The sequence below is a fragment of the Microbacterium testaceum genome (assembly GCF_003075375.1).
Taxonomy (GTDB): domain Bacteria; phylum Actinomycetota; class Actinomycetes; order Actinomycetales; family Microbacteriaceae; genus Microbacterium; species Microbacterium testaceum_E.
Genome location: NZ_QDFT01000005.1, coordinates 17064 through 40127, shown reverse-complemented (window position 1 = coordinate 40127; position 23064 = coordinate 17064). Strand labels below are relative to the sequence as shown.

The window sequence follows — 23064 nt, the reverse complement described above, 5'->3', positions numbered from 1 at the left end:
TCTCCATCTTCCCCGATCCGGGGGTGAAAACGCATCTCGGCGACCCCGCCGCCCGTGTGTAACGTGGCACCGTGCACGCCCCCCACTCCGACGCCGACAGCGTCCTGGTCTCGAGCCGCCGCGGCCTCGGCCACCTGACGCTGAACCGCCCTCGCGCGATCAACGCGCTCGACCTGGACATGATCCGCGCGCTGCACGTGACGCTGGACCGCTGGCAGCGCGACGCCGACGTCGACGTGGTGCTGCTCGACGGCGCGGGCGAGCGGGGGTTCTGCGCGGGCGGCGACATCCGGGCGCTGCACGGCATGGTCACCGCCGGTCGGGTGGACGAGGTGCACGCCTTCTTCCGCGAGGAGTACGCGCTCGACCACGCGATCTCGACCTCGGCCAAGCCGGTGATCGCGATCGCCGACGGCGTGTGCATGGGTGGCGGCATCGGTCTGGCCGGGCACGCGGCCATCCGCATCGTGACGGAGCGCTCGCGCCTGGCCATGCCCGAGACGCGCATCGGTTTCACCCCGGATGTCGGCGGCTCGTGGCTGCTGGCCCGTGCTCCCGGTCGCCTGGGCGAGTACCTGGCCCTGACGGGCGGAGAGATGGATGCCGCGGACGCGCTGTACGCCGGGTTCGCCGACCACATGGTGCCCACCGCCCACCTCGAGGCACTGTACGAGGCGCTCGAGAACCGCGCCGATCCGTCGAGCCCCACCGAGCTGGTGCTGCTCTTCGACGAGAGCCCGGAGCCCTCGCGCCTGATCGAGAAGCGCGCCTGGATCGACGACGCGTTCGCCGCGAGCGACGTCGCGGGCATCATCGACCGGTTGCGGGCGCGGCCCGAGCCCGACGCGGTCGAGACCGCCGAGCTGCTGGCAGCCTCCGCCCCGACCGCGCTCGCCGTGACGCTCGCGGCCGTGCGGCGCGCTCGCGGCCTGCCGTCGTTGCGGGCGGCGCTCGCCCAGGAATACGGGCTGGTGCTGTGGTTCGCCCTCACCCAACCCGACCTCGTCGAGGGCATCCGCGCGCAGGTCGTCGACAAGGACCGCTCGCCGCGCTGGTCGCCCGAGCGTCTGGCCGATCTGCCCGAGGACCGGGTCGCCGAGGCCTTCGCCTTCGCACCGGAGCCGGCGCTGTGGTGACGCCCGGGCGTTCGAGCCGGCCATGACCGCACGGCGGCGCCGCTGGTCGTTCGGCAGGGCCCTCGACGGGTTCTTCTTCGTCTTCGCCGGTCTCGCCGCGGTCTGGCTCGCCTACCTGAGCCTGACGCAGTCGTTCTCGCTCGGCTGGGCCGGGGTGCTCATGGCGGTCGCGTTCTGGGTGCTGCTGGCCTATCTGGTGCTGCCGCGGCTGCATCGCATCCTCACCGCGATCTACGTGCCCGACTACTTCATGGGGCGCACGCGCACCTCGGACGGGTTGCTCGGCGACCCCGTCAACCTCGCGCTTCTCGGCGAGCGCGCGCAGGTGGAGGCGGTGATGGCGGCCGCGGGGTGGATCCCGGCGGACCCGGTGAGCCTGCGCTCGTCCTGGCGGATCGTGTCGTCGACGCTCCGTCGCCGCAGCTATCCGCGCGCTCCTGTGAGCCCGCTGTTCCTCTTCGGTCGGATGCAGGACCTCGCCTACCAGCAGGAGGTCGCCGGCTCTCCCGCGCAGCGCCACCACGTGCGTCTGTGGCGGTGCCCCGACGGCTGGCTGCTGCCCGGAGGGCGACGGGTCGACTGGCTCGCCGCGGGCACCTTCGACCGGGCGGTCGGCCTGTCGTTGTTCACTCTGCAGGTGACCCACCGCATCGACGCCGACACCGACATCGAACGCGATCACATCGTCGGAACGATCGAGGGGATGCCGGGGGTCGCCGTCGACGTCATCCGCGACTTCGCGACCGGGTACCACTCGCGCAACGGCGGTGGCGACAGCATCTCGACCGACGGCGATCTGCCCATCATCGACGTGCGGGGCGTGGACGCTGCTGCTCCCGTCACCCGCGGCCCGGAGACGCCACGATGAGCCGGGCGGATTCCCGGCGCGAACGCGTGCCCCGCAAGCGCGTCGCCTTCGAGCCCCCGCTCGAGCCCGCCCCCGCGGAGGCCGCGCATCATCGCCCCCTCGCGATCGTCGCCGGAGCCGTGCTGGTCCTGCTGCGGGCCGCGGCCGGAGCGCTGTGGGCCGTCAGCGTCGCCTTCGCGCTACCGCCCTGGCTCCGCGATGTCGCCGGGGCCTGGAGCGGTGACGCCAGCGAGGCCCCGGACGTCAGCGCGTCGGACCTCGGCGTGGGGACGGCCGTGTTCCTCGCCATTCTCGGCAGCGTCTGCGCGGTGCAGGTGGTGCTCGGCATCCGGATCCTGTTCGGCGGAAACCGGTCGCGCGTGTTCGTCATGCTGATCTCGGTGGCGTCGATCTCGGCGAGTTTCGTGGGGTGGTGGGAGTTCGGGCAGGAGATCTCGATCCGCACGACGCTGACCACCCTGGCGCTCGACATCCTGGTGCTGCTCGCGCTGTCGAGCAGGGATGCCGCGGCCTACGCTCGCCGGCCGCGCGCGCGGCACGGGCGACGGCGCGAGCGCGCGGGGCGCTCGGCGCGTTCCCAGCGACGCGCGGGACTGCCCCCCGGCGCGCCGCGTTAGCCTGAAAGACGCCGCGCCCGCACCAGATCGCGGCAGAACGGATGAACGGACGTGTTCGACAGCCCCATGTCGTCATCGGCGTACGAGGTGCTCCGCGTGGCCGCCGACGCCGACGACGAGAGTCTGCGCCGCGCCTACCGGGTGCGCCTGCGCGAGACGCACCCCGACACGGGCGGCGACGCCGCGCAGTTCGTCCAGGTGCAGCGCGCGTGGGAGCTCGTCGGAACGCCCGAGGCGCGCAGCGCCTACGACCGGGGCCGCGGGTCGTCGTCACCCGAGTGGGGCGGCGCGTCGGCGGCATCCCCCGCTCCTCGGCAGACCGACACCCGGCCGCGCGCGCGATCGCACGGACAGCCCGGCGGGTGGCGCCGCGAGCGCTACCTCGGCCTGATCCGCGAATGGGTGGGCCGCGGAGTCGAGATCGCCGACCCGTACGACCCGGCACTCGTCCGGTCGGCGCCCCCCGAGATCCGTCACATCCTGGCCGACGCGCTCGCCGAGGAGGAGACCGCACGCCTCGTCTCGGAGCTCGGCATGGGATACACCGTGTGGCACGACGTGCTCGCCGACCGCGACGGCATCGACCCCGAGCAGAAGATCGATCACCTCGTCCTCGGGCCGAGCGGCCTTTACGCGCTGCTGAGCGAGGACTTCGGCGGTCCCGTCGGTGTGCGTCGCGGCGAGATCAGCGGCCCGAACGTCATCGGATCTCCCGTGACCGAGCTCGTGTCGCGCGCCCGCGTGATCGCCCGCGCGGCCGGGGTGCGCTTCAGCGGGGCGCTGGTCGTGCTCCCCGACGACGACGTGCTCGACGCCATCACCGAGCTCGGCAAGGTGCGCGGTACCCCCGTCGCCCTGGTCACGCGCAGCGCCCTGACGACGCTGCTGCGTCGCGGGATCACGGGCGGTCGCGAGGTCGGCGGCACCGAGCTGTTCGACATCCGCACCCGCCTGCAGCAGCGCGTCCGCCACGTTTGAGCGCTCGCGCTCGCGCGTCCGACGTGCCTAGGGTGGGGCCATGAGTACCGACGACACCCCGGGCGCTTCGGCGTCGGACGACATGAAGCGCAAGTTCAAAGAAGCACTCGAGAAGAAGAACGGTCAGCAGCGGTCGGGTCAGGCGCACCTCGACGGCCACTCCGCCGTCCAGGGCACGCACGGCGCCGTCACCAAGCGGGAGTTCCGCCGCAAGAGCGGCTGAGTCCCTCGTCCCCCGCGCGGTTCACGCCGGGCGGGGGACGCCCAGCGGCGCCTCGAAGAACGCCTGCTCGAGCGGCGGTGCCTGGCGGAGCGCTCCAAACGCACGCGTGGGGGCGGACGGGATGACGACGTGCGAACAGGTAGTCGCGACATCCCCTCGCTCGTGCAAGCGCATCGGGGTTCGACGGGTGCGTCCTCATTCCGGGAGGGTGCCCCGGGCGTCTACGGACGACGGCCGCATATGGCACGCGCGTGTCGCGACGGTCGTGGTCAGGCCGAGAAGCCGCCGTCGGTGTGCAGGAGCTGCCCGCTGATCCAGCGGCCGGCGTCGGAGAGCAGGAAGGCCGTGATGTCGGCGATGTCCTGCGGCGTCCCGAGGCGGCCGAGCGGCTGGTGGGCCGTCAGGGCGGTGCGGGTCTCGGCATCCATCCATCCGGTGTCGATCGGGCCGGGGTTCACGACGTTCGCCGAGATGTTCTTCGGGCCCAGTTCGCGCGCCGCCGAGATGACGATGCGGTCGAGGGCTCCCTTGGAGGCGCCGTACGGGAGATTTCCGTTCGTGTGATCGCTGGTGAAGGCGAGGATGGCGCCGCCCGTCTCGTCGACCTGGCGCGCGAAGGCCGCGATCATCAGCAAACTCGCGCGCGCGTTGACGGCGACGTGGCGGTCGAAGCTCTCGGCGGTGGTGTCGAGGATGCCGGACTCGACGCCGTGCGCGTGACTCAGGACGAGGGCGTGCACCGGTCCGTGGTCGGCGCGGACCCTGTCGATCAGCTCGCCGGGGGTGTGGGGATCGGCCAGGTCGCAGGGATAGTCGCCGGCGGCGAGGTCGCTGGTCACGACGAGCCAGCCGTCCGCGCGGAGGCGGGGGACGATGCGCGCGGCGATGCTGTCGGGGCGCGCGGCGCCGGTGACGAGAGCGAGGGGCATGAGGTCGAGCGTACGGCGCGGACCGCGGTGGGGACCGGCGCGCGGGTCGATGTGGATGGGTGAGCGGCTGCGGTGGGGGTGCGCGGTGGGTCGGGATACGGGCGCGGGCCAGCGCGCGTGGGTGAGCGGGTTGAGTTCGGGGTGCGCGGACGGCCGGGATTCGGGCGCGGTCGAGCGCCGGGCGTCGGGTCAGAACGGTGGGGGTGAGGTGGGGATGACCTTCTAGGTCAGAGGGGTGGGGAGGAGCGATGTCGCGCGGCGGCCTTAAGTGGGGCCAGTTGGCCCGCGGGGCCGGCGGCTTCGACGGACCCCGCCGCGTGGGTGCGCGAGGGGGCGCGCCCCGCGAGCGTCACCGGTCGCGCAGCGCCGCCCGGACGAGCTCGACGGCGTCCTCGGTCGAGACCCCGAGCCGACGAACGGTGTCGACGTACGCGCGCGCGGCCCCGGCGGCCCGAGCGGATGCCGCATCGACGCCCTTCACGAACGTGCCGGCGCGACCCCGCGTCTCGACGTAGCCCGCCTCTTCGAGCTCCTTGTACGCCCGCGCCACGGTGTTGGCGGCCAGCTCGAGCTGCGTCGCCAGGGCGCGCACGGGCGGCAGGCGCGTGCCGACCACGAGCGACCCGTCGTCGATCCGGGCGATGATCTGCGCCCGCACCTGCTCGAAGGGCGGCGTGGGGGAGGCGGCATCCAGGGAGAGATCCATCACACCCTCAGTCGTTCAGACCGAACAGATCGAGGGGGTGGGTGAGGCGCCACCACGGATCGGGCGGTTCGATCTCGCCCACGAGCTGCGCGTCGACGGTCGCGGCGTCGACGGGGCCCGTCGCGGTGAGCGTGCCGACGGTGTCGCCGGGCTGCGTGCGATCGCCCAGGTCGAAGCGCGTCGAGGTGTTCGCGCTGCCGCCGTTCCACAGCACCACGGTGGCGTCGGATGCCGTGACGATGTCGATGTCGTCGCCCCACAGCGTCTCGACCTTGCCGACGACGGTGCCCGCCGTCACCGACGGGCGGGGCTGCAGTTCCTGCTCGAGGCGCGAGAACAGGTCGCGCGCGGCCTGGTTGCGCGAATCGGGACCGGGCTGGCCGAGCACCGCCGCGTAGGCGCGGATCGTGGCATCGCCGACGGTGATGTCCTTGGCGGTGAGCAGGTTCCAGGCGTCGAGCGTGCCGGTCTTGACCCCGATCACGCCCGGATCGGACAGCAGGGCGTTGCCGTTCGAGAACGTTCCCGCCCCCGGCAGGGTGAGCTCGGGTGTGCGCACGATCTCGGCGATCACGGGGTTGGCGAGGGCCCGTTCGGCCAGGGCGATCAGGGCCGAGGGGGTGGCGGTGTTGCCCGCTTCGATGCCCGTCGGGTTGACGATCGTGATGCCCTCGATCCCGCGCTCCGCCAGGTAGGCGTTCGCGGCGGCCGAGAACTCGGCATCCGAGGGGAAGAGATCGGATGCCAACCGCTGGGCGTAGTTGTTCGCCGAGGCGATGAGCATGCCCTGCAGCATCTGCAGCTGGGTCAGGCTGCCGTCGACGGGGACGTCGAGAGAGGATTCCCCGCGGGCGCGATACTGCCAGTAGTCGGCGCTGTCGGCCTGGGTGAACGCGTAGGACTTGCCCTGCTCGCCGGGGGCGAGGGGGAGGCGGTCGAGCACGACCAGGGCCGTGACGACCTTGGTGATGCTCGCGATGGACTCGGGCGCGCTGGCGGAGGACGACAGGGTTCCGGTCACGCCGTCGATCGCGATCGCCGCCTCGCCTTGGGCGGGCCACGCGGGTTGCGCTGCGGGCGCGACCGCCGGTTGCACGACCACCGCGCGCGCCTGCGGGGCGACGGCGTTCAGCGGCCACAGCAGGGTCGTCGCGGCGTAGGCGGCCAGCAGCAGCACGAGCAGGACGGGCGGGATGACGGTCGCGGGGCGCAGTCGCCGGCGCCGCGCGCCCGCGAGCAGATCGGCCTGGCGGGCCGTGGCGCCCGACACGACGAACGCGGGGGCGGGGCGGGGTCCTCCGGCGTCCTCGGGGTCGACCCAGGCGAGCGCGCCGATCACGACGGGCGCGGCCGGATCCGCCGGGGCGTCGCCCGCCGAGGACGTGCCGTTCGATGCGCCCGCGTCCTCGCGCACGGCCGGGGCCATGGCATCCCGCGGCTCTCGGACCGCGCTCAGATCGCCCGACGTCGACAGCGCGGGCCCCAGCGGAAGCGCCGGGTCGAGCGACAGTGCGGGCCCGAGGGGCTGGGCGTCGGGTGCATCCCGCGGCGGTTCGCCGGGGGTCGCAGCGTTCCGGAGGCGTCGCGCGCGCCGCGTGGCCGGGTTCTGCTCGTGCACCCGCCCACGCTACCCCGGCTCTGGTGTCTATACTCATCAGCACCACCCACGGGAGTCCGGTGAACCGGGCTGAGAGGAAGCGAATCCACGCTTCGACCGTCGAACCTGATCCGGATCATGCCGGCGCAGGGAGGAGAACACATGCACACGTCCACGTCTGCCCGCGCGACCGCCGCTTCGGCCGTGCACCCCGGGGACCGCTTCCGCTGGCGCGTCGTCGACATCGTCGTCGCCGCGGTCCTCGGCGTCGCGATCGGCCTCGTCTTCTGGGGCTGGAACACCGTCGGCGGCCTCTGGTTCGTCGCGATGGACGGCCTCACGCCGGGCCTCGGCGGCCTCGCCGTCGGTATCTGGCTGCTCGGCGGCGTCGTCGGCGGCCTCGTCATCCGCAAGCCCGGCGCGGCTCTGCTGGTCGAGCTGATCGCCGCGATCGTCTCGGCCCTCATCGGAAACGTCTGGGGTGTGACGACGATCTTCTCGGGCCTGGCCCAGGGCCTGGGCGCCGAGCTGATCTTCCTCGCCTTCCTCTACCTGCGCTTCACCCTGCCCGTCGCGATGCTCGCGGGCGCCGGCGCGGGCATCGGCGCATGGGTGCTGGAGCTGTTCCTCACCCCCAACCTCGCCAAGACGGTCGAGTTCAACCTCATCTACCTCGGCAGCCTGATCGTCTCGGGTGCCCTTCTCGCCGGCCTCGTCGGCTGGCTGCTGGTACGCGCGCTCGCCGCGACGGGGGCGCTCAGCCGCTTCGCCTCCGGGCGGGACGCGCGCCGCGACGTCTGATGGCGGGCCCCGCGCGCGTCGACGTCGAGGGATGGGGATGGCGCTACGCCGGCCGCAAGCTGCCCGCGACGCGTGACGTCTCGCTGAGGATCGAACCGGGCGAGCGCGTCCTGCTGCTGGGCGCGTCCGGCGCCGGCAAGTCGACACTGCTCGCGGGCCTCGCCGGTCTTCTCGGCGGCAGCGACGAGGGTGAGCGCAGCGGCCGCATCCTAGTCGACGGCGAGGCGCCCGAAGCCCAGCGCGGTCGCATCGGGCTGGTGCTGCAGGACCCCGAGGCCGGGATCGTGCTGTCGAAGGTGGGCGACGACGTCGCCTTCGGGTGCGAGAACCTCGGCGTCCCGGCGGCGCAGATCCCCGCCCGGGTCGCCGAGGCCGTGGCATCCGTGGGTCTGTCCGTGCCCCCCGACCGCGCCACCAAGGCCCTGTCGGGCGGTCAGAAGCAGCGGCTGGCCCTGGCCGGGGTGCTCGCGATGCGCCCGGGACTGCTGCTGCTGGACGAACCGACCGCCAACCTCGACCCCGAGGGCGTCGCCGAGGTGCGCGCCGCCGTCGAGGCGGTCCTCGCCCGCGAGGGCACGACCCTGGTGCTGATCGAGCACCGCACCGCGGTCTGGGCCGACCTGATGACGCGCGTGATCGTGCTGGCGCCCGGCGGGGGAGTCCTCGCCGACGGACCGCCCGCGCGGGTGTTCGGCGAGCACGGCGACGCGCTCGCCGAGGCCGGCGTCTGGGTGCCGGGGCGGCCCGTCGATCTCGCCCTGCCGCCGGAGCACGGATCGATGGATGCCGCCCTCTCGACGACGTCGCTGGCGATCGGCCGCGAGCGGCGCACGGTGGTCGCGGCGGGCCTCGACCTGACCGTGCCCGCCGGGGCGGGGACCGTCGTCACCGGACCCAACGGCGCGGGCAAGTCGACCCTGGCCCTCACTCTCGCGGGACTGCTCCCCGAGCTGGCGGGCGAGGTCGTCGCCGGCCCGATGCTCGCCGCGCGCGGGGGCACCCGCCCCTCGCGGTGGCGCTCCACCGAGCTGCTCACGCGTATCGGCACCGTCTTCCAGGAGCCCGAGCACCAGTTCCTCGCGGCGACCCTGCGCGACGAACTCGCCGTCGGCCCGCGGGCGCTGAAGATGTCGGCGGCGCAGGTCGACGAGATCGTCGACGAGCTGCTCCAACGGTTGGATCTGGCATCCCTCGCCCTCGCCAACCCCTTCACGCTCTCGGGGGGACAGAAGCGCCGCCTGTCGGTGGCGACGGTCCTCGCCGCCTCGCCCGCGGTGATCGTCCTCGACGAACCGACCTTCGGGCAGGATCGCCGCGGCTGGCGCGAGCTCGTCGCCCTGCTGCAGCGCGAGGTCGCGCGCGGACGCACGATCGTCGCGGTCACGCACGACGCCGACGTGATCCGTCACCTCGGCCAGCATCGGATCGAGATGGGGGATGCCGCGTGAGCGGCGCGACACGGCTGACCGCCCCCGCGCCCACCGCGCGCGCGTGGCTCGACGGGGTCAACCCGGTGACCAAGGTCGCGATGGTGCTGGTGCTGGCCGTCCCGCTGCTCGTGTCGCTCGACGCGGTCAGCGCCGGAGCGGCGATCGCGCTCGAGCTGCTGTGCGTGCCGCTCACCGGCGTCGCGGCCGCCACCGTGCTGAAGCGCCTGGTGCCGGTGCTGGTGTTCGCCCCCGTCGCCGGCCTGAGCATGCTGCTGTACGCCCGCCCCGGGGGGACCGTCTACGGCACCTTCCTGTTCGCGACGGTGAGCGATGACTCGATCGCCCTGTCGCTCGCGGTGATGCTGCGCGTGGTGGCCCTGGCGCTCCCGCTCATCCTGCTGTTCGCCCGCACCGACCCGACCGAGCTCGCCGACGCCCTGGCGCAGGTCGCGAAGCTGCCGAGCCGGTTCGTGCTGGGGGTCCTCGCGGGGGCGCGGACGGTGGGGCTCTTCGTCGACGACTGGCGCACGATGGCCCTCGCCCGCCGCGCGCGCGGGCTCGGCGACCGCGGTGCGATCCGCCGCTTCTTCGGCATGGCCTTCGTGCTGCTCGTGTTCGCCGTGCGTCGCGGCACCGCGCTCGCCACGGCGATGGAGGCCCGCGGCTTCGGTGCGGACGTCGAGCGCACGTGGGCGCGCCCGTCGACCGTGTCGACGCGGGATGCCGTGGCCCTCGCCGGGGCGGCGGTGCTCGTCGCCGTGGCACTCGGCGCCGCGGTGGCGACGGGGGCGTTCCGCATCGTCGGGACGTGACGCCCCGCCTCGCCCGACCCCGTTGAGGTGGCCGTCGAGACCGCACGTGATCGTCGAGCCCGCTTCTCTTCGGCGCCATAGCCCCACGGTCTCGGCGAAAGGCTGCGGTCTCGGCGCCGGGCGGGCGCCGGGCGGGCGCCCGGGTCAGAACACGTACTCGAAGCAGAGCGAGCGCGGCATCGTCTCGACGTAGGGCTCGTAGACGGGGATGGGCGTGAAACCCGATGCCGCGTACATGCGCAGCGACTCGGGCTGCATGCGCCCGCTCTGCAGGATCACGCGTGCGGCTCCGCCGCGGCGGGCGCGGTCGACGACCTCGGCCGTCAGCGCCCGACCGACGCCCCGGCGCCGGGCCGCGGGTACGACGATGAGGCGTTTGAGCTCCCACTCCGCGCCGAGCCGGCGCAGCATCACATGGCCGAGCGGAGTGCCGTCGTCGTCGACCGCGAGCAGCGTGGCGACGATCTGCTCGGGATGCACCGCCAGAGCGGCCGCGCGCTTCGCGGCGAACGCCGGGGTGTCGTCGGCGTCGGCGTCGCGGTAGCGCTCGTCGAGGTCGGCATCCAGCATGCTGCGCAGCTGCACCGCGCGGGGGTCGTCGACCTGCACGCTCTCGATCCGGTAGCCGGTTGTGATCACTCTCCGAGCCTACGTGCGCCCCGCCGTCCCCGACCGGTGCCGGCCGGGGGCAGAATGAGCGGAGGGGAGGTGCGATGGAGTTGTCATGGGGGCTGTTGGCGGTCTGCGCCGGCGTCGCATCGGTGGTGTCGTTCGTGGCCCTGCCGCGCATCGGCACGCCCGCGCCGATGATCCTCTTCCTGCGATTCGTGGCGGTGTCGGGGGTGACGGCCGTCGGCTCCAGCGCGATGTACTTCATCTACACGGCCGGGGGCGGCATCCTGCCCCTGGTTCTCGGCGACGTCGCGATGGTGCTCTCGCCCGCGCTGCTCGCGGTGGCGGTCGCCGTCCTCGACGGCCGCCGCGCCCGCGTGACCTCAGCGGCCGTGCTGGCGGTGACCCTGATCGTCGCGATCGTGACGGCGACCGTGCCGCTGCCCGCGTCGCTCGCGGTGAAGGCGCTGGCTCTCGCCGTGACCTCGGGGGCCTGCGCGTGGGCGTGCGCCCGCGCGCGCATCGAGCCCTACGGCCCGCTGCGCGTGATCGGGATCACCACGGCGGTGTTCGCGCTGTACTGCGTGGCCCGGGTCGCCGTGGGACTCGCGGCCGGATGGGACTCGGGGCTGTTCCGCGCCGGTTTCTCGTTCGCACCCGCGACGGTGCTGGGAGGGGTGGCCGTCATCGTCGTCGGGGCGGCCGTGATTCGTCTGCGTTTCGCCGCCCCCTCGCCTCCGTCGCCGCTCGTGTGCCCGGCCGGGTCCGCGGTCGTCGTCGGCGACTGGGACCTCGCCTCGGCGGCCTACGGTCCCGAGCGCCTGCGGGGGCTCGTCACCGAGCTGCGCGCAGCCGCCCGCGACCTCGACCCCGACGCCGTCGACGTGCCGCGGGGTGCGGAGCTGTCGATCCCCGACGCCCTCGACGCGGTGGGGCAGCACCTCGCCGCGGCCTACCGGTGGAAGCCCGAAGAGGTCATCCTGCTGGTCGACGGCGCCGCGACGGCCGCGATCCGCACGCACCCGGTGCGGGTCTGGCAGCGGCGTCTGCGCCGCCGCGCACGAGTCTGAGTCTCGGCTAGGGTGGGACCCGGTTTCAGCTTCGAAGGAGAACGCATGGACATCACCGGAGCCTCGGCCCTCGTCACCGGGGGCGCCTCGGGACTGGGCCTGGCCACCGCGCGCCGCCTCGTGAATACCGGGGCGCACGTCACGATCGTCGACCTGCCCTCCTCCGCGGGAGCGTCGATCGCCGAGGAGCTGGGCGGCTCGTTCGTCGCCGCGGATGTGACGGATGCCGAGCAGATCGCCGCCGCAGCCGCCCGCGCCGCCGAGGCGGGTCCCCTGCGCGTGGTCGTGAACTGCGCCGGGATCGCCCCTCCCGCCAAGGTGCTCGAGCGCGACGGCACCCCCTCGTCGCTCGCCGACTTCGAGAGGGTGGTCCGCGTCAACCTCATCGGCACGTACAACGTCATCGCGCAGACGTCCGCCGTCATGGCGCAGACCGATCCCACCGAGGGCGGCGACCGCGGTGTCATCGTCAACACCGCGAGCGTCGCGGCCTTCGACGGGCAGATCGGCCAGCCCGCCTACTCGGCGAGCAAGGGCGGCGTGCACGCGATGACCCTTCCGATCGCCCGCGAGCTCGCCCGCCACGGCATCCGCGTCGCCACCATCGCCCCCGGCATCATGGAGACGCCCATGCTCAAGGGGCTGCCGCAGGCCGCCCAGGACTCCCTCGGACAGCAGGTGCCGTACCCCTCGCGTCTGGGCGCCCCCGACGAGTACGCGCGGCTCGTCCTCGCGATCGTCGACAACGGCTACCTCAACGGCGAGACGATCCGCCTCGACGGCGCGATCCGGATGGCGCCGAAATGACCGACGGCATCCTGCTCTCGATCCGGGACGGGCTGGCCCGGGTCACCTTCGACCGGCCCGCCTCGCTCAACGCGATGGACTTCCCCATGGCCCGCCGCTGGCGCGATGTCGCGCACGAGGTGACGTCCGACGCGTCCGTCGGAGCGGTGATCCTGGATGCCAACGGCCCCGCCTTCTGCGCGGGCGGCGACGTCGTGGCGATGGCGACGACCGGCGCGACGGGCGCCGAGGTCACCCAGACCGCCGCGGCGATCCACGACGGCATCCGCACCTTCGCCGAGGCGCCCCTGCCGATCGTCGCCGCCGTCCAGGGCGCGGTCGCGGGCGGAGGACTCGGTCTCATGCTGACCGCCGACTACGTCGTTGCGAGCGAGAACGCCCGCTTCGTCAGCCGGTACGCCAACGTCGGGCTCACCCCCGACCTGGGCGTCTCCACCCTGCTCCCGGCGGCGATCGGGCAGCGCCGCGCACTGCAGCTGCTGCTGCAGGACCGGATGCTGGATGCCGCCGAGGCGCTCGAGTGGGGACTGGTCGCCGAGGTCGTGGCATCCGCGGATCTTTCGGCGCGCGTCGAGCAGATCGCGTCCTTCTGGCTGGAGGGGGCGACCGCCGCGTTCGGACAGGCCACGCGCCTCGTGCGCCTGGGAGCCGGACGGACCCTGGCCGAGAACCTCGACGACGAGGCCGCCACGATCGGCGCCGCCTTCGAGACCCCCGACGCGAAGGCCCGGGTCGCGGCCTTCGCCGCCGCCTCCGCGAAAGGACGCCGCTCATGACGCTCTCTGCGAAGACCATCCTGATGTCGGGCGGCAGCCGCGGCATCGGCCTCGCCATCGCGCTGCGCGCCGCACGCGACGGCGCGAACATCGCGATGCTCGCCAAGACCGACACGCCCCACCCGAAGCTCGAGGGGACGGTGCACACCGCCGCCGACGCGATCCGCGCGGCCGGCGGACGGGCGTTGCCGATCGTGGGCGACGTGCGCGACGAGGACTCCATCGCCGAGGCCGTCCGCCGCACGGTCGCGGAGTTCGGGGGGATCGACATCGTGGTCAACAACGCCAGCGTCATCGACCTGTCGGGCTCGCTCGAGCTCGCCACGAAGAAGTACGACCTCATGCAGGACGTCAACGTGCGCGGCACCTTCCTGCTCTCGCGCGCGGCCGTGCCGCACCTGCGCGAGGCGTCGAACCCGCACATCCTCTCGCTGTCGCCCCCGCTGAACGTCACGCCGAAGTGGCTCGGGGCGCACACGGGTTACAGCCTGGCCAAGTTCGGGATGACCATGGCGACGCTGGGGCTGGCGGCGGAGTTCGCCGACGCCGGGATCGCGGCGAACACCCTGTGGCCGCGGACGACGATCGCGACCGCGGCCGTGCAGAACGTCATCGGTGGCGACCGGCTCATGCGCGTCTCGCGGACGCCCGAGATCTACGCGGATGCCGCGTACGAGGTGCTGACCGCGCCGTCGCGCGAGCGCACCGGGGAGACGCTGATCGTGGAGGACGTGCTGCGCGCGGCCGGAGTCACCGACTTCTCGGGGTACGCCGCGGTGCCGGGCACGCCCGACGAGGCGATGTACCCGGACATCTTCTTGGACTGAGGGGCGGGTCCGGGCGGCGGTGACGCCCCTCGCCTCCCGCGCCTCGATAAACGCTGCGCCTGCCGAGACACGCCACGCAGCCGCGTGTCTCGGCAGGATCAGCGTTTATCGGAGCCGGAGCCGGAGCCGGAGCCGGAGCCGGGTGCGGGTGCCGGGAGCCGGGGGCGGGGGCCGGGGCTCAGATCAGGCCGAGCTCCGCGAACGCGTTGTGCACGCCGTCGTCGAGCACGGCGGTCGTGACGCGACCGGCGAGACGCTGCAGTTCGGGCATGGCGTTGCCCATCGCGACCGGGGTGCCCACCACCTCGAACATCTCGACGTCGTTCCAGCTGTCGCCGATGCCGATGGCATCCGCGGGATCGCGCCCGAGCAGAGCGAGCACCTCGAGGATCGCCGAGCCCTTGTCGACGCCCGCCTGACCGATCTCGCCGTTGGACCCACCGGGCAACGGCATCGAGCCCGGGATGACGAAGAACCCCTCGCCCAGGGTCGCGGCGGCGTGCGCGACGGTGTCGTCGGCGGAGCTGACGAACACGGCCTTGGCGACGACGTCGCGATCGACCTCGGACACGGGGCGCGGCTCGCGCCACAGCGGCTCCTCGGCGGGCAGTCCGCGCTCGCGGAGCTCCGCCGCCCGCCACTCGGCGCGGGCGCGGCGGAAGTCGCGCATGACGGCATCCATCCCCGCGGACGCGAACACCGCGTCGTGCGTCTGCAGGAAGTAGTGGATGCCGTGCCCCTCGAAGTACCGCTCGAGGGTCTCGACGTCGGCGCGCGGCATGGGGTGCTCGACGACCAGCTCGCCGTCGCGATCGGCGTAGGCGCCGCCGTTGGTGATCGCCCCGTCGAAGCCGATCGCCCGCACGTCGGGATGGATGTCGCCCGCCGAACGCCCGGTGCACAGCCACACGAGGTGGCCGTTCTCGCGGGCCTTCCGCACGGCGGTCACCGTCGACGGGGCGATCGCCGAGCCGTGCTCGAGGATCGTGCCGTCGACGTCGAGGAAGGCGATGCGGGTCATGTGCCCTCCAGGGCGAGCGGCGCCGGAGCGCGGATCAGGTCGGGGGATCGGCGGCGGGTGCCACGTCGATGGCCATCGTTCCCGGTCTCGGGAGAACCGACGACACCGTCACGCTACTCGTCCGGTCCGCGCGTTCGACGCCGCGATTCGACATCCGGGAATCGTCGTGTAGAGTCGCCGACGGACATGTGACTGGTCATGCAGGCAGGATCCGAACGCAGTGCGAGAGCGCCGCCTTCGGGTCCTTTTTTGTTCGCCCGGGCGGCATCGCAGTCGACGTCGCGACGCGTGTCCTTCGATCCAAGGAAGGACTTCGATGACCACTCAGGACAGCGCCCGCGCGATCCTCGAGCACGTCGGAGGGGCGGCCAACGTGGCTTCGCTCCACCACTGCTCGACCCGCCTCCGCTTCACTCTCGCCGATGACTCGCAGGCCGATGAGGCCGCCCTCAAGGCCACGCCCGGCGTCATCGGCGTGGTGCTGGGCACCCAGACCCAGGTCATCGTGGGCTCGGGTGTCAACGACTACTTCCGCGAGATCGAGAAGATCCGCACCGGGAGCGGCACGCGCGCCGCGGCGCGCGTCGACTCCGCCACACCGAAGCTGACCCTCAAGCGCGCCGGGTCGGTGTTCATGGACTTCGTCGTCGGCGTCTTCACCCCGATCATCCCCGCCGTCGCCGGCGCAGGAATCTTCAAGTCGTTCCTCATCCTCGCCGTCGCGCTCGGCTGGCTGCAGACGACCGACCAGACCTATCAGGTGCTCACCGCGATCCCCGACGCGGTCTTCTTCTTCCTTCCGCTGCTGGTGACCTACACCGCCGCGAAGAAGCTCGACGTGAACATCCCGCTCGCGCTCGGCATCGTCGGCCTGCTGGTGTTCCCGACCTTCGCGGGTCTTCTCACCCAGGAAGGCGGCGTCGCACTGTTCGGACTGACGGTGCCCGCGATCGCCTACAACGCGCAGGTGTTCCCCCCGATCCTCGCCGTGCTGCTGCTCGCCGTCGTCGAGCGCTTCGCCCGCCGCATCAGCCCGAGCGTCATCAGCACCTTCCTCGTGCCCCTGATCTGCTTCGTCGTCGTGGCGCCCGCCACGATCTTCCTGCTCGGTCCGCTCGGCTTCTTCCTCGGCACCTTGCTGACCGGCGCGATGCTGTGGCTCTACGGCACGCTGGGCTGGATCGCTGTGGCGCTGATGGCCGCCGCCCTGCCCTTCATCGTCTCGGTCGGCATGCACAAGGCGTTCATTCCGCCGACGGTGGCGACCATGGCCTCCGCGGGCAAGGAGAGCTTCTACCTCGTCGCCTCTCTCGCCCACAACCTCGCCGAGGCGGGATCGAGCCTCGCCATCGCGGTGCGCACCAAGAACAAGACGCTGCGCGGCACCGCGATCTCGTCGGGCATCTCGGCCTTCTTCGGGATCACCGAGCCGGCCCTGTACGGCGTGACGCTGCAGAACCGTCGTGCGATCGTCTCGGTCGTCATCGGCGCATTCGTGGGTGGTTCGTACCTCGGCATCGCGGCGATCTCGGCCTTCGCGCTCGTCAGCCCGGGTGCGGCATCCATCTCGATGTTCATCGACATGGCGAACCCGTGGAATCTGCTGCACGCGGTCATCGGCGCCCTCGTCGCCATGGTCACCTCGTTCATCGTGTCGCTGGTGATCTGGAAGGACTCCGACTCGGCCACCGTGCGTCTGCTCGAGCAGCAGGCGGGGACGGCGACCCCCGCCGCCGCCGGCGGGATCGTCGCCCCCATGACGGGCGAGGTGCTCGCCCTCGAGAAGGTGGACGACCCGGTGTTCTCGGGAGGCATCCTCGGACCCGGCGTCGCCATCCGCCCCACCGATGGTGAGGTCCGGGCCCCCATCAGTGGCACCGTGTCGAGCCTGCTCCCCTCGCGTCACGCCCTCGGCATCCTGGGCGACGACGGCCTCGAAGTGCTCGTGCACGTGGGCCTCGACACCGTCCGCCTCGAGGGGGCACCTTTCACCGCGCACGTCGCCCAGGGCGACCGCGTCGAAGCCGGCCAGCACGTGCTGACCGCCGACCTGGCGGCGATCGAGGCCGCCGGACTCGACATCACGACGCCCGTCGTGGTGCTCAACGGCGACGCCTACGACGTCGCCCCCCTCGTCACCGGACGCGTCGCCGCGGGCGCCGCTCTGCTGTCGACCGATGCGAAGGAGACCGCGAATGGGATTGCCTGACGGATTCCTCTGGGGCGGTGCGCTCGCCGCCAACCAGGCCGAGGGTGCCTGGAACGAAGGGGGGCGCGGTCCCGCGGTCTCGGACGTCGCGAAGTACCGCCCGCACGTCGACCCGCGCGAGTACGCGGTGCACCACCAGCACACGCTGGAGTCCATCGCTGCCGCGATGGCCGACGACGACATCGCGTACTACCCCAAGCGGCGCGGGATCGACTTCTACCACCGCTACCGCGAAGACCTCGCGCTGTTCGCCGAGATGGGCTTCTCGGTGCTGCGCGTGTCCATCGCGTGGTCGCGCCTCTACCCGACCGGTGAGGAGCTCGAGCCGAACGAAGAGGGCATCGCCTTCTACCTCGACCTCTTCAGCGAGATGCGCCGCCTCGGCATCCGCCCGCTGGTGACGCTGTCGCACTACGACCCGCCGCTCGCGCTCGCGCTGAAGAACAACGCCTGGGTCGACCGTGGGACCATCGCCCTCTTCGAACGTTTCTCGCGCACGTGCTTCGAGCGCTTCGGCCACCTCGTCGACCTGTGGTTGTCGTTCAACGAGATCGACGGCATCATCCGGCACCCCTTCACCTCGGGCGGCATCATCGACGAGACCGTCGAGGGCTCGCTGGAACAGGCCTGCTACACGGCACTGCACCACCAGTTCGTGGCTTCCGCGTCGGTGACGAGGATGCTGCACGAGATGTGGCCGGAGTCGGAGATGGGGTGCATGCTGACGATGCTCACCACCTACCCGAACACGTGCCACCCCGACGACGTCGCCGCGACCCAGGCGAAGGAACGACTGCTGTACCTGTGCACCGACGTGCAGGCCGGAGGGGCGTACCCGCGGCTGGCGCTGAAAGCGCTCGAGGTCAAGGGCATCGCGATCCCCTTCGTCGACGGCGACGTCGAGCTGCTGCGCGAGCACCCGGTCGACTACATCTCGTTCTCGTATTACATGACCCTCACCGAGTCGGTACGACCGGATGCCGAGCGGACCCCGGGCAATACGGTGCTGGGCGTGAAGAACCCGTTCCTGCCGTCGAGCGAGTGGGGCTGGCAGATCGATCCCGTGGGCCTGCGGATCTCCCTGATCGACCTCTACGACCGCTACGGCAAGCCGCTGTTCATCGTCGAGAACGGTCTGGGCATGCGCGACGAGCTGACCGAGGACGGCCGCATCCACGATCCGTACCGCATCGACTACTTCCGGTCGCACTTCGCGGAGATGATCCGCGCGGTCGACGAGGGGGTGGAATTGCGCGGCTACACGAGCTGGGCGCCGATCGACATCATCAGTGCGTCGTCGTCGCAGATCTCGAAGAGGTACGGTTTCATCCACGTCGACCAGGACGACCTCGGCAACGGCACCGGCGAACGACGTCGTAAGGACTCGTTCTTCTGGTACCAGAAGGTCATCGCCTCGAACGGGGCCGACCTGGCGTGACGACCGCACTCGCTGCGCGTCCGCCGGGGTCGACGGAGACACCCATGCAGATCATCAAGAAGGTTCTGAACTCCAGTGTCGTGCTCGTCGAGGACGAGCGCGGCGTGGAGCGCGTGCTGTTGGGCAAGGGCATCGGCTTCGCGGCGCGTCCGGGAGATCAGGTCGCCCCGGGTTCGACCGACCGGGTGTTCGTCGCGCTCGATGACGCCGACCAGCGGAACCTCGTCGAGTTGCTCGCTCAGATCCCCGGAGGCTTCGTCGAACTCACCAGGGCGATCGTGATGGATGCCGAGAAGGCGGGCATCGAACTCGACGCGCACATCTATCTCACGCTCACCGATCACCTGCACTTCGCGGTGGAGCGCCAACGGCGGGGCCTGCAGGTCACCAACCGCCTGGCGTGGGAGGTGCGCACCGTCTACCCGCGCGAATACGAGGTGGGTCTGCGCGCCCTCGGACTGCTCCGCGACCGAACGGGGGTGGCGCTCCCCGACGAAGAGGCGGCCAATATCGCCTTCCACCTGGTGAATTCGGAGGTGGGGCGCCCGTCCGTCGACTCGATGCGGGTGGTCGGGCTCGTGTCGGACATCACGACGATCGTCACGCACGCCGGGGGAGTGACCCTGGATGCCGATGACCTGCACACCCGTCGGTTCCTCACGCATCTGCAGTTCTTCGCGGAGAGATTGTTCAGCGACCGCCTCGCCGGGCAGGACGAAGACCTTCTCTTCGCGACCATGACGGCTAAGCACCCGCGCGCCGTCGCGACGGCCGAACGCATCCGCGCGTTCGTCCTCGCTGAGCACGAGGTCGCCATCTCCGATGAAGAGGTGGGCTACCTCGCCCTGCACATCGCTCGCGCTCAGTCGAGCTGAACACCCGAAAGGTCCCCCATGGCACAGCGCACCGCCGTCTTCGGCTCCTCCTCCGGCCTGCACTCCCGTCCCGCCGCCAGCTTCGCCCGCGCGGCGGCGGCATCCCAGCACTCCGTGACCCTCGCCGCCGGCGATACCTCCGTCGACGCGCGCAGCATCCTCGCGCTGCTGCAGCTCGGCGTGAAGACGGGCGATGAGGTGGCCCTCGAGGTCGACGGTCCCGAGGCCGACCGCGTGGCCGACGAACTTCAGGCGCTGCTCGAGCAGGATCTCGACGCCGCCTGACCCGATCGCGTGAGGGGCCGCGCCGGGTGTACCCCCCGACGCCCGGCATCCCGGCCCCTCACGTGCACCCTGCGGCCCGGCACCGACGTGCCGGCTCGGGTGAGGGGTCGGAAACCGTCGCCTGCGGCCCCGCGAGGCGGCGATTCCCGGCCCCTCACGCGATGGAGGTGCGCGCCCAGCCGCGGCGCAGACGCGCCCGGTACCCTGGAAACCATGACCGAACAGCCCCCCGCGCGCACGACCACGCCGCCGGTGCGCCCCGCGGGGGCCCCGGCCGACACCGCCGTCCGCGAGACGCGGCCGAAGAACACCGGCGTCCGCCAGGTGCGGCCGAAGACCGAGGGCTGGCAGCAGGCCAAGGACGACACCGGCCGCCCGCTGCTGCAGTTCGCCAGCCCCAAGCGCGGCAAGCCCCCCGTGCACCTCGCCGACCTGACCGCGGACGAGCGCGTCGCGAAGGTGAAGGAGCTGGGCCTGCCCGGCTTCCGCGCGAAGCAGCTCGAGAAGCACTACTTCACGCACTACACCTCGGACCCCGCCGACATGACCGACCTGCCGGCGGCGGGCCGCGAAGAACTCGTCGCGGGGATGCTGCCGCCGCTGCTGACCGAGGTGCGCCGCCTCGAGACCGACCGCGGCGACACGATCAAGTTCCTGTGGAAGCTGCACGACGGCGCGCTCGTCGAGTCGGTGCTCATGCGCTACCCCGGCCGCATCACGCTGTGCGTGTCTTCGCAGGCGGGCTGCGGCATGAACTGCCCGTTCTGCGCGACCGGTCAGGCGGGGCTCACCCGCAACATGTCGGCCGCCGAGATCGTCGAGCAGATCGTGCGCGCCAACTCCCTTATCGCCGCCGGCGGCCTGGGCGGGAAGAAGCGCGACGACCACTCGCTGGACCGCGTCTCGAACATCGTCTTCATGGGCATGGGCGAGCCGCTGGCCAACTACGCCCGCGTGATGCAGGCCGTGCGCGTCATGGTCGACAAGGAGCACGGGCTCGGCATGAGCGCGCGCGGAATCACCGTGTCGACGGTGGGTCTCGTGCCCGCGATCAAGAAGCTCGCCGACGAGGACATCCCGGTGACCTTCGCCCTGTCGCTGCACGCGCCCGACGACGGCCTGCGCGACGAGCTCATCCCGGTGAACTCGCGCTGGAAGGTCGACGAGGCCCTGGATGCCGCGCGCGCCTACTTCGACAAGACCGGGCGCCGCGTGTCGATCGAGTACGCCCTGATCAAGGACATGAACGATCACGCCTGGCGCGCCGACCTGCTGGCCGACAAGCTCAACGCCCGCGGCCGGGGATGGGTGCACGTGAACCCCATCCCGCTGAACCCGACGCCGGGGTCGATCTGGACGGCATCCGAGGTGCCGGTGCAGAACGAGTTCGTCCGCCGCCTCAATGACGCGGGCATCCCGACGACCCTGCGCGACACCCGCGGCAAAGAGATCGACGGGGCGTGCGGCCAGCTCGTCGCCACCGAAGAGGACGAGGCGGCCGCCGAGGCGACCCCCGTCGGCTGACCTCTTCTCGAACGAATGCCCCCGGCCCGAGTGGCCGGGGGCATTCGTCGTTCCCGGCGACGGGGACGTGACGCGTGTTGACGGACCGTCCCGAGTCGGGTTACGGTTTCACTAAGTGAACGTTTAGTTCATCTGATGAACCCCCCACCTCAATGGAGAGCACTATGGGCTTGGCTGTCTGGGCGCTGATCGCCTACATCGGCGTGATCGTCATCTGGAGCGTGCTGGTCAAGCGCGGTATCGGAGAGGCGATGGTCGTCGGCTTCGTCGTGGTCTGCGCGTTCGGCGGCGCGGATGTTCTGCGGCTGCTGGCCGTGGGCCTCGAAGCGGCCTTCACGCAGGAGATCGTCTTCGCCGCGCTGGCGTTCACGTTCATCGGCTTCCTCCTGGCATCCACGGGTGTCATCGACAAGCAGGTCGACATCCTCAATTCGATGCTCGGTCGCCTGCGCGGTGGCGCGGGCTACGTCGCGACCGTCGGTTCGGCCCTGTTCGGCTCGGTGGCGCACTCGGGTTCGGCGAACGCCGCCACCATGGGCTCCGTCGCGATCCCCTGGATGAAGCGCTCGAACTGGCCGGCGCACGTCTCGGCCACCGTGATCGCCGGAAACGCGGGCAACGGCACCGTCATCCCGCCGAGCGCGTCGTTCTTCATCCTCATCGGCACCGCGACCGTCGCGCCCTACGTCACGATCGACAAGCTGCTGCTGGCGATGTTCGCCGCGGCCGGCTGGTGCGTGCTGTGGCGCCTGATCGTGATCTTCATCTTCGTGCGCCGTCACAAGATCGACCGGGTCGCCGCCGCCGACATCCTGCCCTTCGGACGTTCGTTCCGGCAGGGCTGGACCTCGCTGCTGGTGTTCCTGGGCATCGTCATCCCCGTGGCCGTGACCCTCGGGCCCACCGGCGACGCCCTCGTCGCCGCCCTGGGCGAGGACACGATGGACGCCGTCAGCGTGATCGTGTGGATCCCCGTGCTGCTGATGATCTTCGCCGTCATCCTGGGCTGGAAGGGTCTGCCCCGCGGGGGCCGCGCCTGGTACGACTTCATCGCCAAGACGGCCCCGCGCTACCGCGACATCGGCGCGACGCTCGTCTTCGCCTTCGCCGGCGGCGCCGTGCTCACCGAGCTGGGCCTGGCCGACCAGCTGTCCTCGGTGCTGAACGGACTGAACGCCTCGCCCGTGATCATGTCGATCATCGTCGCCGTCATGGTCGTGCTGGTCGCCGGTCCGCTCAGCTCGACCGCGACGATCGCCACGATCGGCGGCATCGGCTTCAGCGTGCTGATGGTGTCGGGCGTCGACCCGATCCTCGCCGCGTGCGTCGTCCTCGTCGCCGCCTCGACCGAGGGGGCCTCTCCTCCCGGCGCGTCGGCGATCTACATCGCCACCGGTATCGCCCAGGTGAACCCGGTGAAGACCTTCGTCCCCCTGATCGTCTGGTACGTGCTGCCGATCCTCGCCATCGCCGCCCTCATCGGTCCCGGCTGGCTGCCGGTGTCGTTCTAGCCCGCGTCCTCA

23 protein-coding genes and 1 riboswitch are annotated in these 23064 nt (G+C 71.8%); of the genes, 18 read left to right on the top strand and 5 right to left on the bottom strand.

Features of this window, described 5'->3' with window-relative positions:
- Positions 1 to 71: 71 nt before the first annotated feature.
- The 5 genes from DC432_RS03150 to DC432_RS03130 are packed head-to-tail and all read left to right on the top strand — an operon-like array spanning position 72 to position 3822.
- On the top strand, positions 72 to 1136 hold the full coding sequence (locus DC432_RS03150) for an enoyl-CoA hydratase/isomerase family protein (RefSeq protein WP_116536649.1): 1065 nt from the start codon (positions 72 to 74) through the stop codon (positions 1134 to 1136).
- Positions 1137 to 1158: 22 nt separating this feature from the next.
- The gene (locus tag DC432_RS03145; RefSeq protein WP_116536648.1) at positions 1159 to 2004 is read left to right on the top strand and encodes an LssY C-terminal domain-containing protein; all 846 of its coding nucleotides are present in this window, start codon (positions 1159 to 1161) and stop codon (positions 2002 to 2004) included.
- Complete coding sequence (locus DC432_RS03140; protein ID WP_133177876.1) at positions 2001 to 2621, top strand: hypothetical protein; 621 nt, start codon at positions 2001 to 2003, stop codon at positions 2619 to 2621. The genes DC432_RS03145 and DC432_RS03140 overlap by 4 nt, the downstream gene beginning before the upstream one ends.
- A 51-nt stretch (positions 2622 to 2672) precedes the next feature.
- Positions 2673 to 3599 carry a DnaJ domain-containing protein gene (locus DC432_RS03135; RefSeq protein ID WP_116536646.1) on the top strand — a complete coding sequence of 309 codons (927 nt, stop codon included), beginning with the start codon at positions 2673 to 2675 and terminating at the stop codon, positions 3597 to 3599.
- Positions 3600 to 3639: 40 nt separating this feature from the next.
- Positions 3640 to 3822 carry a DUF5302 domain-containing protein gene (locus DC432_RS03130; RefSeq protein WP_116536645.1) on the top strand — a complete coding sequence of 61 codons (183 nt, stop codon included), beginning with the start codon at positions 3640 to 3642 and terminating at the stop codon, positions 3820 to 3822.
- Positions 3823 to 4091: 269 nt separating this feature from the next.
- On the opposite strand, the gene DC432_RS03125 is transcribed toward DC432_RS03130, so the two are convergent.
- The 3 genes from DC432_RS03125 to DC432_RS03115 form a co-directional block, all read right to left on the bottom strand.
- Entirely contained in the window at positions 4092 to 4751 is a 660-nt protein-coding gene (locus tag DC432_RS03125; protein WP_116536644.1) for an SDR family oxidoreductase, read from the bottom strand.
- 349 nt (positions 4752 to 5100) lie between these two features.
- Positions 5101 to 5457 (bottom strand): GntR family transcriptional regulator, encoded by a 357-nt coding sequence (locus DC432_RS03120; protein ID WP_116536643.1) that lies wholly within the window; start codon positions 5455 to 5457, stop codon positions 5101 to 5103.
- Between the two features lie 7 nt (positions 5458 to 5464).
- On the bottom strand, positions 5465 to 7075 hold the full coding sequence (locus DC432_RS03115; RefSeq protein ID WP_243393006.1) for a D-alanyl-D-alanine carboxypeptidase family protein: 1611 nt from the start codon (positions 7073 to 7075) through the stop codon (positions 5465 to 5467).
- Positions 7076 to 7113: 38 nt separating this feature from the next.
- A riboswitch (TPP riboswitch) is annotated at positions 7114 to 7224 on the top strand.
- On the opposite strand from DC432_RS03115, the gene DC432_RS03110 reads away from it, so the two are divergent.
- From DC432_RS03110 to DC432_RS03100, 3 genes are all read left to right on the top strand, one after another.
- Entirely contained in the window at positions 7217 to 7855 is a 639-nt protein-coding gene (locus DC432_RS03110) for an ECF transporter S component (RefSeq protein ID WP_108318044.1), read from the top strand. It overlaps the preceding riboswitch by 8 nt.
- On the top strand, positions 7855 to 9303 hold the full coding sequence (locus DC432_RS03105; protein ID WP_116536642.1) for an ABC transporter ATP-binding protein: 1449 nt from the start codon (positions 7855 to 7857) through the stop codon (positions 9301 to 9303). The genes DC432_RS03110 and DC432_RS03105 overlap by 1 nt, the downstream gene beginning before the upstream one ends.
- The gene (locus tag DC432_RS03100; RefSeq protein ID WP_279304073.1) at positions 9300 to 10097 is read left to right on the top strand and encodes an energy-coupling factor transporter transmembrane component T family protein; all 798 of its coding nucleotides are present in this window, start codon (positions 9300 to 9302) and stop codon (positions 10095 to 10097) included. The genes DC432_RS03105 and DC432_RS03100 overlap by 4 nt, the downstream gene beginning before the upstream one ends.
- A 144-nt stretch (positions 10098 to 10241) precedes the next feature.
- On the opposite strand, the gene DC432_RS03095 is transcribed toward DC432_RS03100, so the two are convergent.
- On the bottom strand, positions 10242 to 10736 hold the full coding sequence (locus DC432_RS03095) for a GNAT family N-acetyltransferase (RefSeq protein ID WP_243393005.1): 495 nt from the start codon (positions 10734 to 10736) through the stop codon (positions 10242 to 10244).
- A 74-nt stretch (positions 10737 to 10810) separates the two neighbouring features.
- Between DC432_RS03095 and DC432_RS03090 the strand changes: the two genes are divergently transcribed.
- From DC432_RS03090 to DC432_RS03075, 4 genes are read left to right on the top strand one after another with little or no spacing between them, the layout of a single operon-like run.
- On the top strand, positions 10811 to 11779 hold the full coding sequence (locus DC432_RS03090) for a hypothetical protein (RefSeq protein ID WP_133177875.1): 969 nt from the start codon (positions 10811 to 10813) through the stop codon (positions 11777 to 11779).
- A 45-nt stretch (positions 11780 to 11824) separates the two neighbouring features.
- Positions 11825 to 12586 carry an SDR family NAD(P)-dependent oxidoreductase gene (locus DC432_RS03085; protein WP_116536640.1) on the top strand — a complete coding sequence of 254 codons (762 nt, stop codon included), beginning with the start codon at positions 11825 to 11827 and terminating at the stop codon, positions 12584 to 12586.
- The gene (locus DC432_RS03080; RefSeq protein WP_116536639.1) at positions 12583 to 13362 is read left to right on the top strand and encodes an enoyl-CoA hydratase/isomerase family protein; all 780 of its coding nucleotides are present in this window, start codon (positions 12583 to 12585) and stop codon (positions 13360 to 13362) included. Before DC432_RS03085 ends, DC432_RS03080 begins: the two co-directional genes overlap by 4 nt.
- Entirely contained in the window at positions 13359 to 14189 is an 831-nt protein-coding gene (locus DC432_RS03075; protein WP_116536638.1) for an SDR family oxidoreductase, read from the top strand. The genes DC432_RS03080 and DC432_RS03075 overlap by 4 nt, the downstream gene beginning before the upstream one ends.
- 178 nt (positions 14190 to 14367) lie before the next feature.
- On the opposite strand, the gene DC432_RS03070 is transcribed toward DC432_RS03075, so the two are convergent.
- A complete protein-coding gene (locus tag DC432_RS03070) occupies positions 14368 to 15210 on the bottom strand; it encodes a Cof-type HAD-IIB family hydrolase (protein WP_116536637.1) in 843 nt (280 codons plus the stop codon).
- A 316-nt stretch (positions 15211 to 15526) separates the two neighbouring features.
- On the opposite strand from DC432_RS03070, the gene DC432_RS03065 reads away from it, so the two are divergent.
- The 6 genes from DC432_RS03065 (at position 15527) to DC432_RS03040 (ending at position 23052) form a co-directional block, all read left to right on the top strand.
- Positions 15527 to 17419: a beta-glucoside-specific PTS transporter subunit IIABC gene (locus DC432_RS03065; protein WP_116536636.1), complete on the top strand. Its 1893-nt coding sequence runs from the start codon at positions 15527 to 15529 to the stop codon at positions 17417 to 17419.
- On the top strand, positions 17406 to 18857 hold the full coding sequence (locus DC432_RS03060) for a glycoside hydrolase family 1 protein (RefSeq protein ID WP_116536635.1): 1452 nt from the start codon (positions 17406 to 17408) through the stop codon (positions 18855 to 18857). Before DC432_RS03065 ends, DC432_RS03060 begins: the two co-directional genes overlap by 14 nt.
- A 44-nt stretch (positions 18858 to 18901) precedes the next feature.
- Complete coding sequence (locus tag DC432_RS03055) at positions 18902 to 19732, top strand: PRD domain-containing protein (protein WP_116536634.1); 831 nt, start codon at positions 18902 to 18904, stop codon at positions 19730 to 19732.
- A gap of 18 nt (positions 19733 to 19750) precedes the next feature.
- Positions 19751 to 20017 carry an HPr family phosphocarrier protein gene (locus tag DC432_RS03050; RefSeq protein ID WP_116536633.1) on the top strand — a complete coding sequence of 89 codons (267 nt, stop codon included), beginning with the start codon at positions 19751 to 19753 and terminating at the stop codon, positions 20015 to 20017.
- A gap of 213 nt (positions 20018 to 20230) precedes the next feature.
- Positions 20231 to 21541 carry a 23S rRNA (adenine(2503)-C(2))-methyltransferase RlmN gene (gene rlmN, locus DC432_RS03045; protein WP_207770733.1) on the top strand — a complete coding sequence of 437 codons (1311 nt, stop codon included), beginning with the start codon at positions 20231 to 20233 and terminating at the stop codon, positions 21539 to 21541.
- Between the two features lie 164 nt (positions 21542 to 21705).
- On the top strand, positions 21706 to 23052 hold the full coding sequence (locus DC432_RS03040; RefSeq protein WP_116536632.1) for a TRAP transporter large permease subunit: 1347 nt from the start codon (positions 21706 to 21708) through the stop codon (positions 23050 to 23052).
- Positions 23053 to 23064 lie beyond the last annotated feature (12 nt).

Bases quoted from the DNA above. Each gene is read 5' to 3' on its own strand.
- DC432_RS03065 (WP_116536636.1), top strand. From the start codon at position 15,527: ATGACCACTCAGGACAGCGCCCGCGCGATCCTCGAGCACGTCGGAGGG.
- DC432_RS03080 (WP_116536639.1), top strand. From the start codon at position 12,583: ATGACCGACGGCATCCTGCTCTCGATCCGGGACGGGCTGGCCCGGGTC.
- DC432_RS03090 (WP_133177875.1), top strand. From the start codon at position 10,811: ATGGAGTTGTCATGGGGGCTGTTGGCGGTCTGCGCCGGCGTCGCATCG.
- DC432_RS03050 (WP_116536633.1), top strand. From the start codon at position 19,751: ATGGCACAGCGCACCGCCGTCTTCGGCTCCTCCTCCGGCCTGCACTCC.
- DC432_RS03085 (WP_116536640.1), top strand. From the start codon at position 11,825: ATGGACATCACCGGAGCCTCGGCCCTCGTCACCGGGGGCGCCTCGGGA.
- DC432_RS03145 (WP_116536648.1), top strand. From the start codon at position 1,159: ATGACCGCACGGCGGCGCCGCTGGTCGTTCGGCAGGGCCCTCGACGGG.
- DC432_RS03075 (WP_116536638.1), top strand. From the start codon at position 13,359: ATGACGCTCTCTGCGAAGACCATCCTGATGTCGGGCGGCAGCCGCGGC.
- DC432_RS03120 (WP_116536643.1), bottom strand. From the start codon at position 5,457: ATGGATCTCTCCCTGGATGCCGCCTCCCCCACGCCGCCCTTCGAGCAG.
- DC432_RS03110 (WP_108318044.1), top strand. From the start codon at position 7,217: ATGCACACGTCCACGTCTGCCCGCGCGACCGCCGCTTCGGCCGTGCAC.
- DC432_RS03125 (WP_116536644.1), bottom strand. From the start codon at position 4,751: ATGCCCCTCGCTCTCGTCACCGGCGCCGCGCGCCCCGACAGCATCGCC.
- DC432_RS03055 (WP_116536634.1), top strand. From the start codon at position 18,902: ATGCAGATCATCAAGAAGGTTCTGAACTCCAGTGTCGTGCTCGTCGAG.
- DC432_RS03070 (WP_116536637.1), bottom strand. From the start codon at position 15,210: ATGACCCGCATCGCCTTCCTCGACGTCGACGGCACGATCCTCGAGCAC.
- DC432_RS03140 (WP_133177876.1), top strand. From the start codon at position 2,001: ATGAGCCGGGCGGATTCCCGGCGCGAACGCGTGCCCCGCAAGCGCGTC.
- rlmN (WP_207770733.1), top strand. From the start codon at position 20,231: ATGACCGAACAGCCCCCCGCGCGCACGACCACGCCGCCGGTGCGCCCC.
- DC432_RS03060 (WP_116536635.1), top strand. From the start codon at position 17,406: ATGGGATTGCCTGACGGATTCCTCTGGGGCGGTGCGCTCGCCGCCAAC.
- DC432_RS03130 (WP_116536645.1), top strand. From the start codon at position 3,640: ATGAGTACCGACGACACCCCGGGCGCTTCGGCGTCGGACGACATGAAG.
- DC432_RS03105 (WP_116536642.1), top strand. From the start codon at position 7,855: ATGGCGGGCCCCGCGCGCGTCGACGTCGAGGGATGGGGATGGCGCTAC.
- DC432_RS03040 (WP_116536632.1), top strand. From the start codon at position 21,706: ATGGGCTTGGCTGTCTGGGCGCTGATCGCCTACATCGGCGTGATCGTC.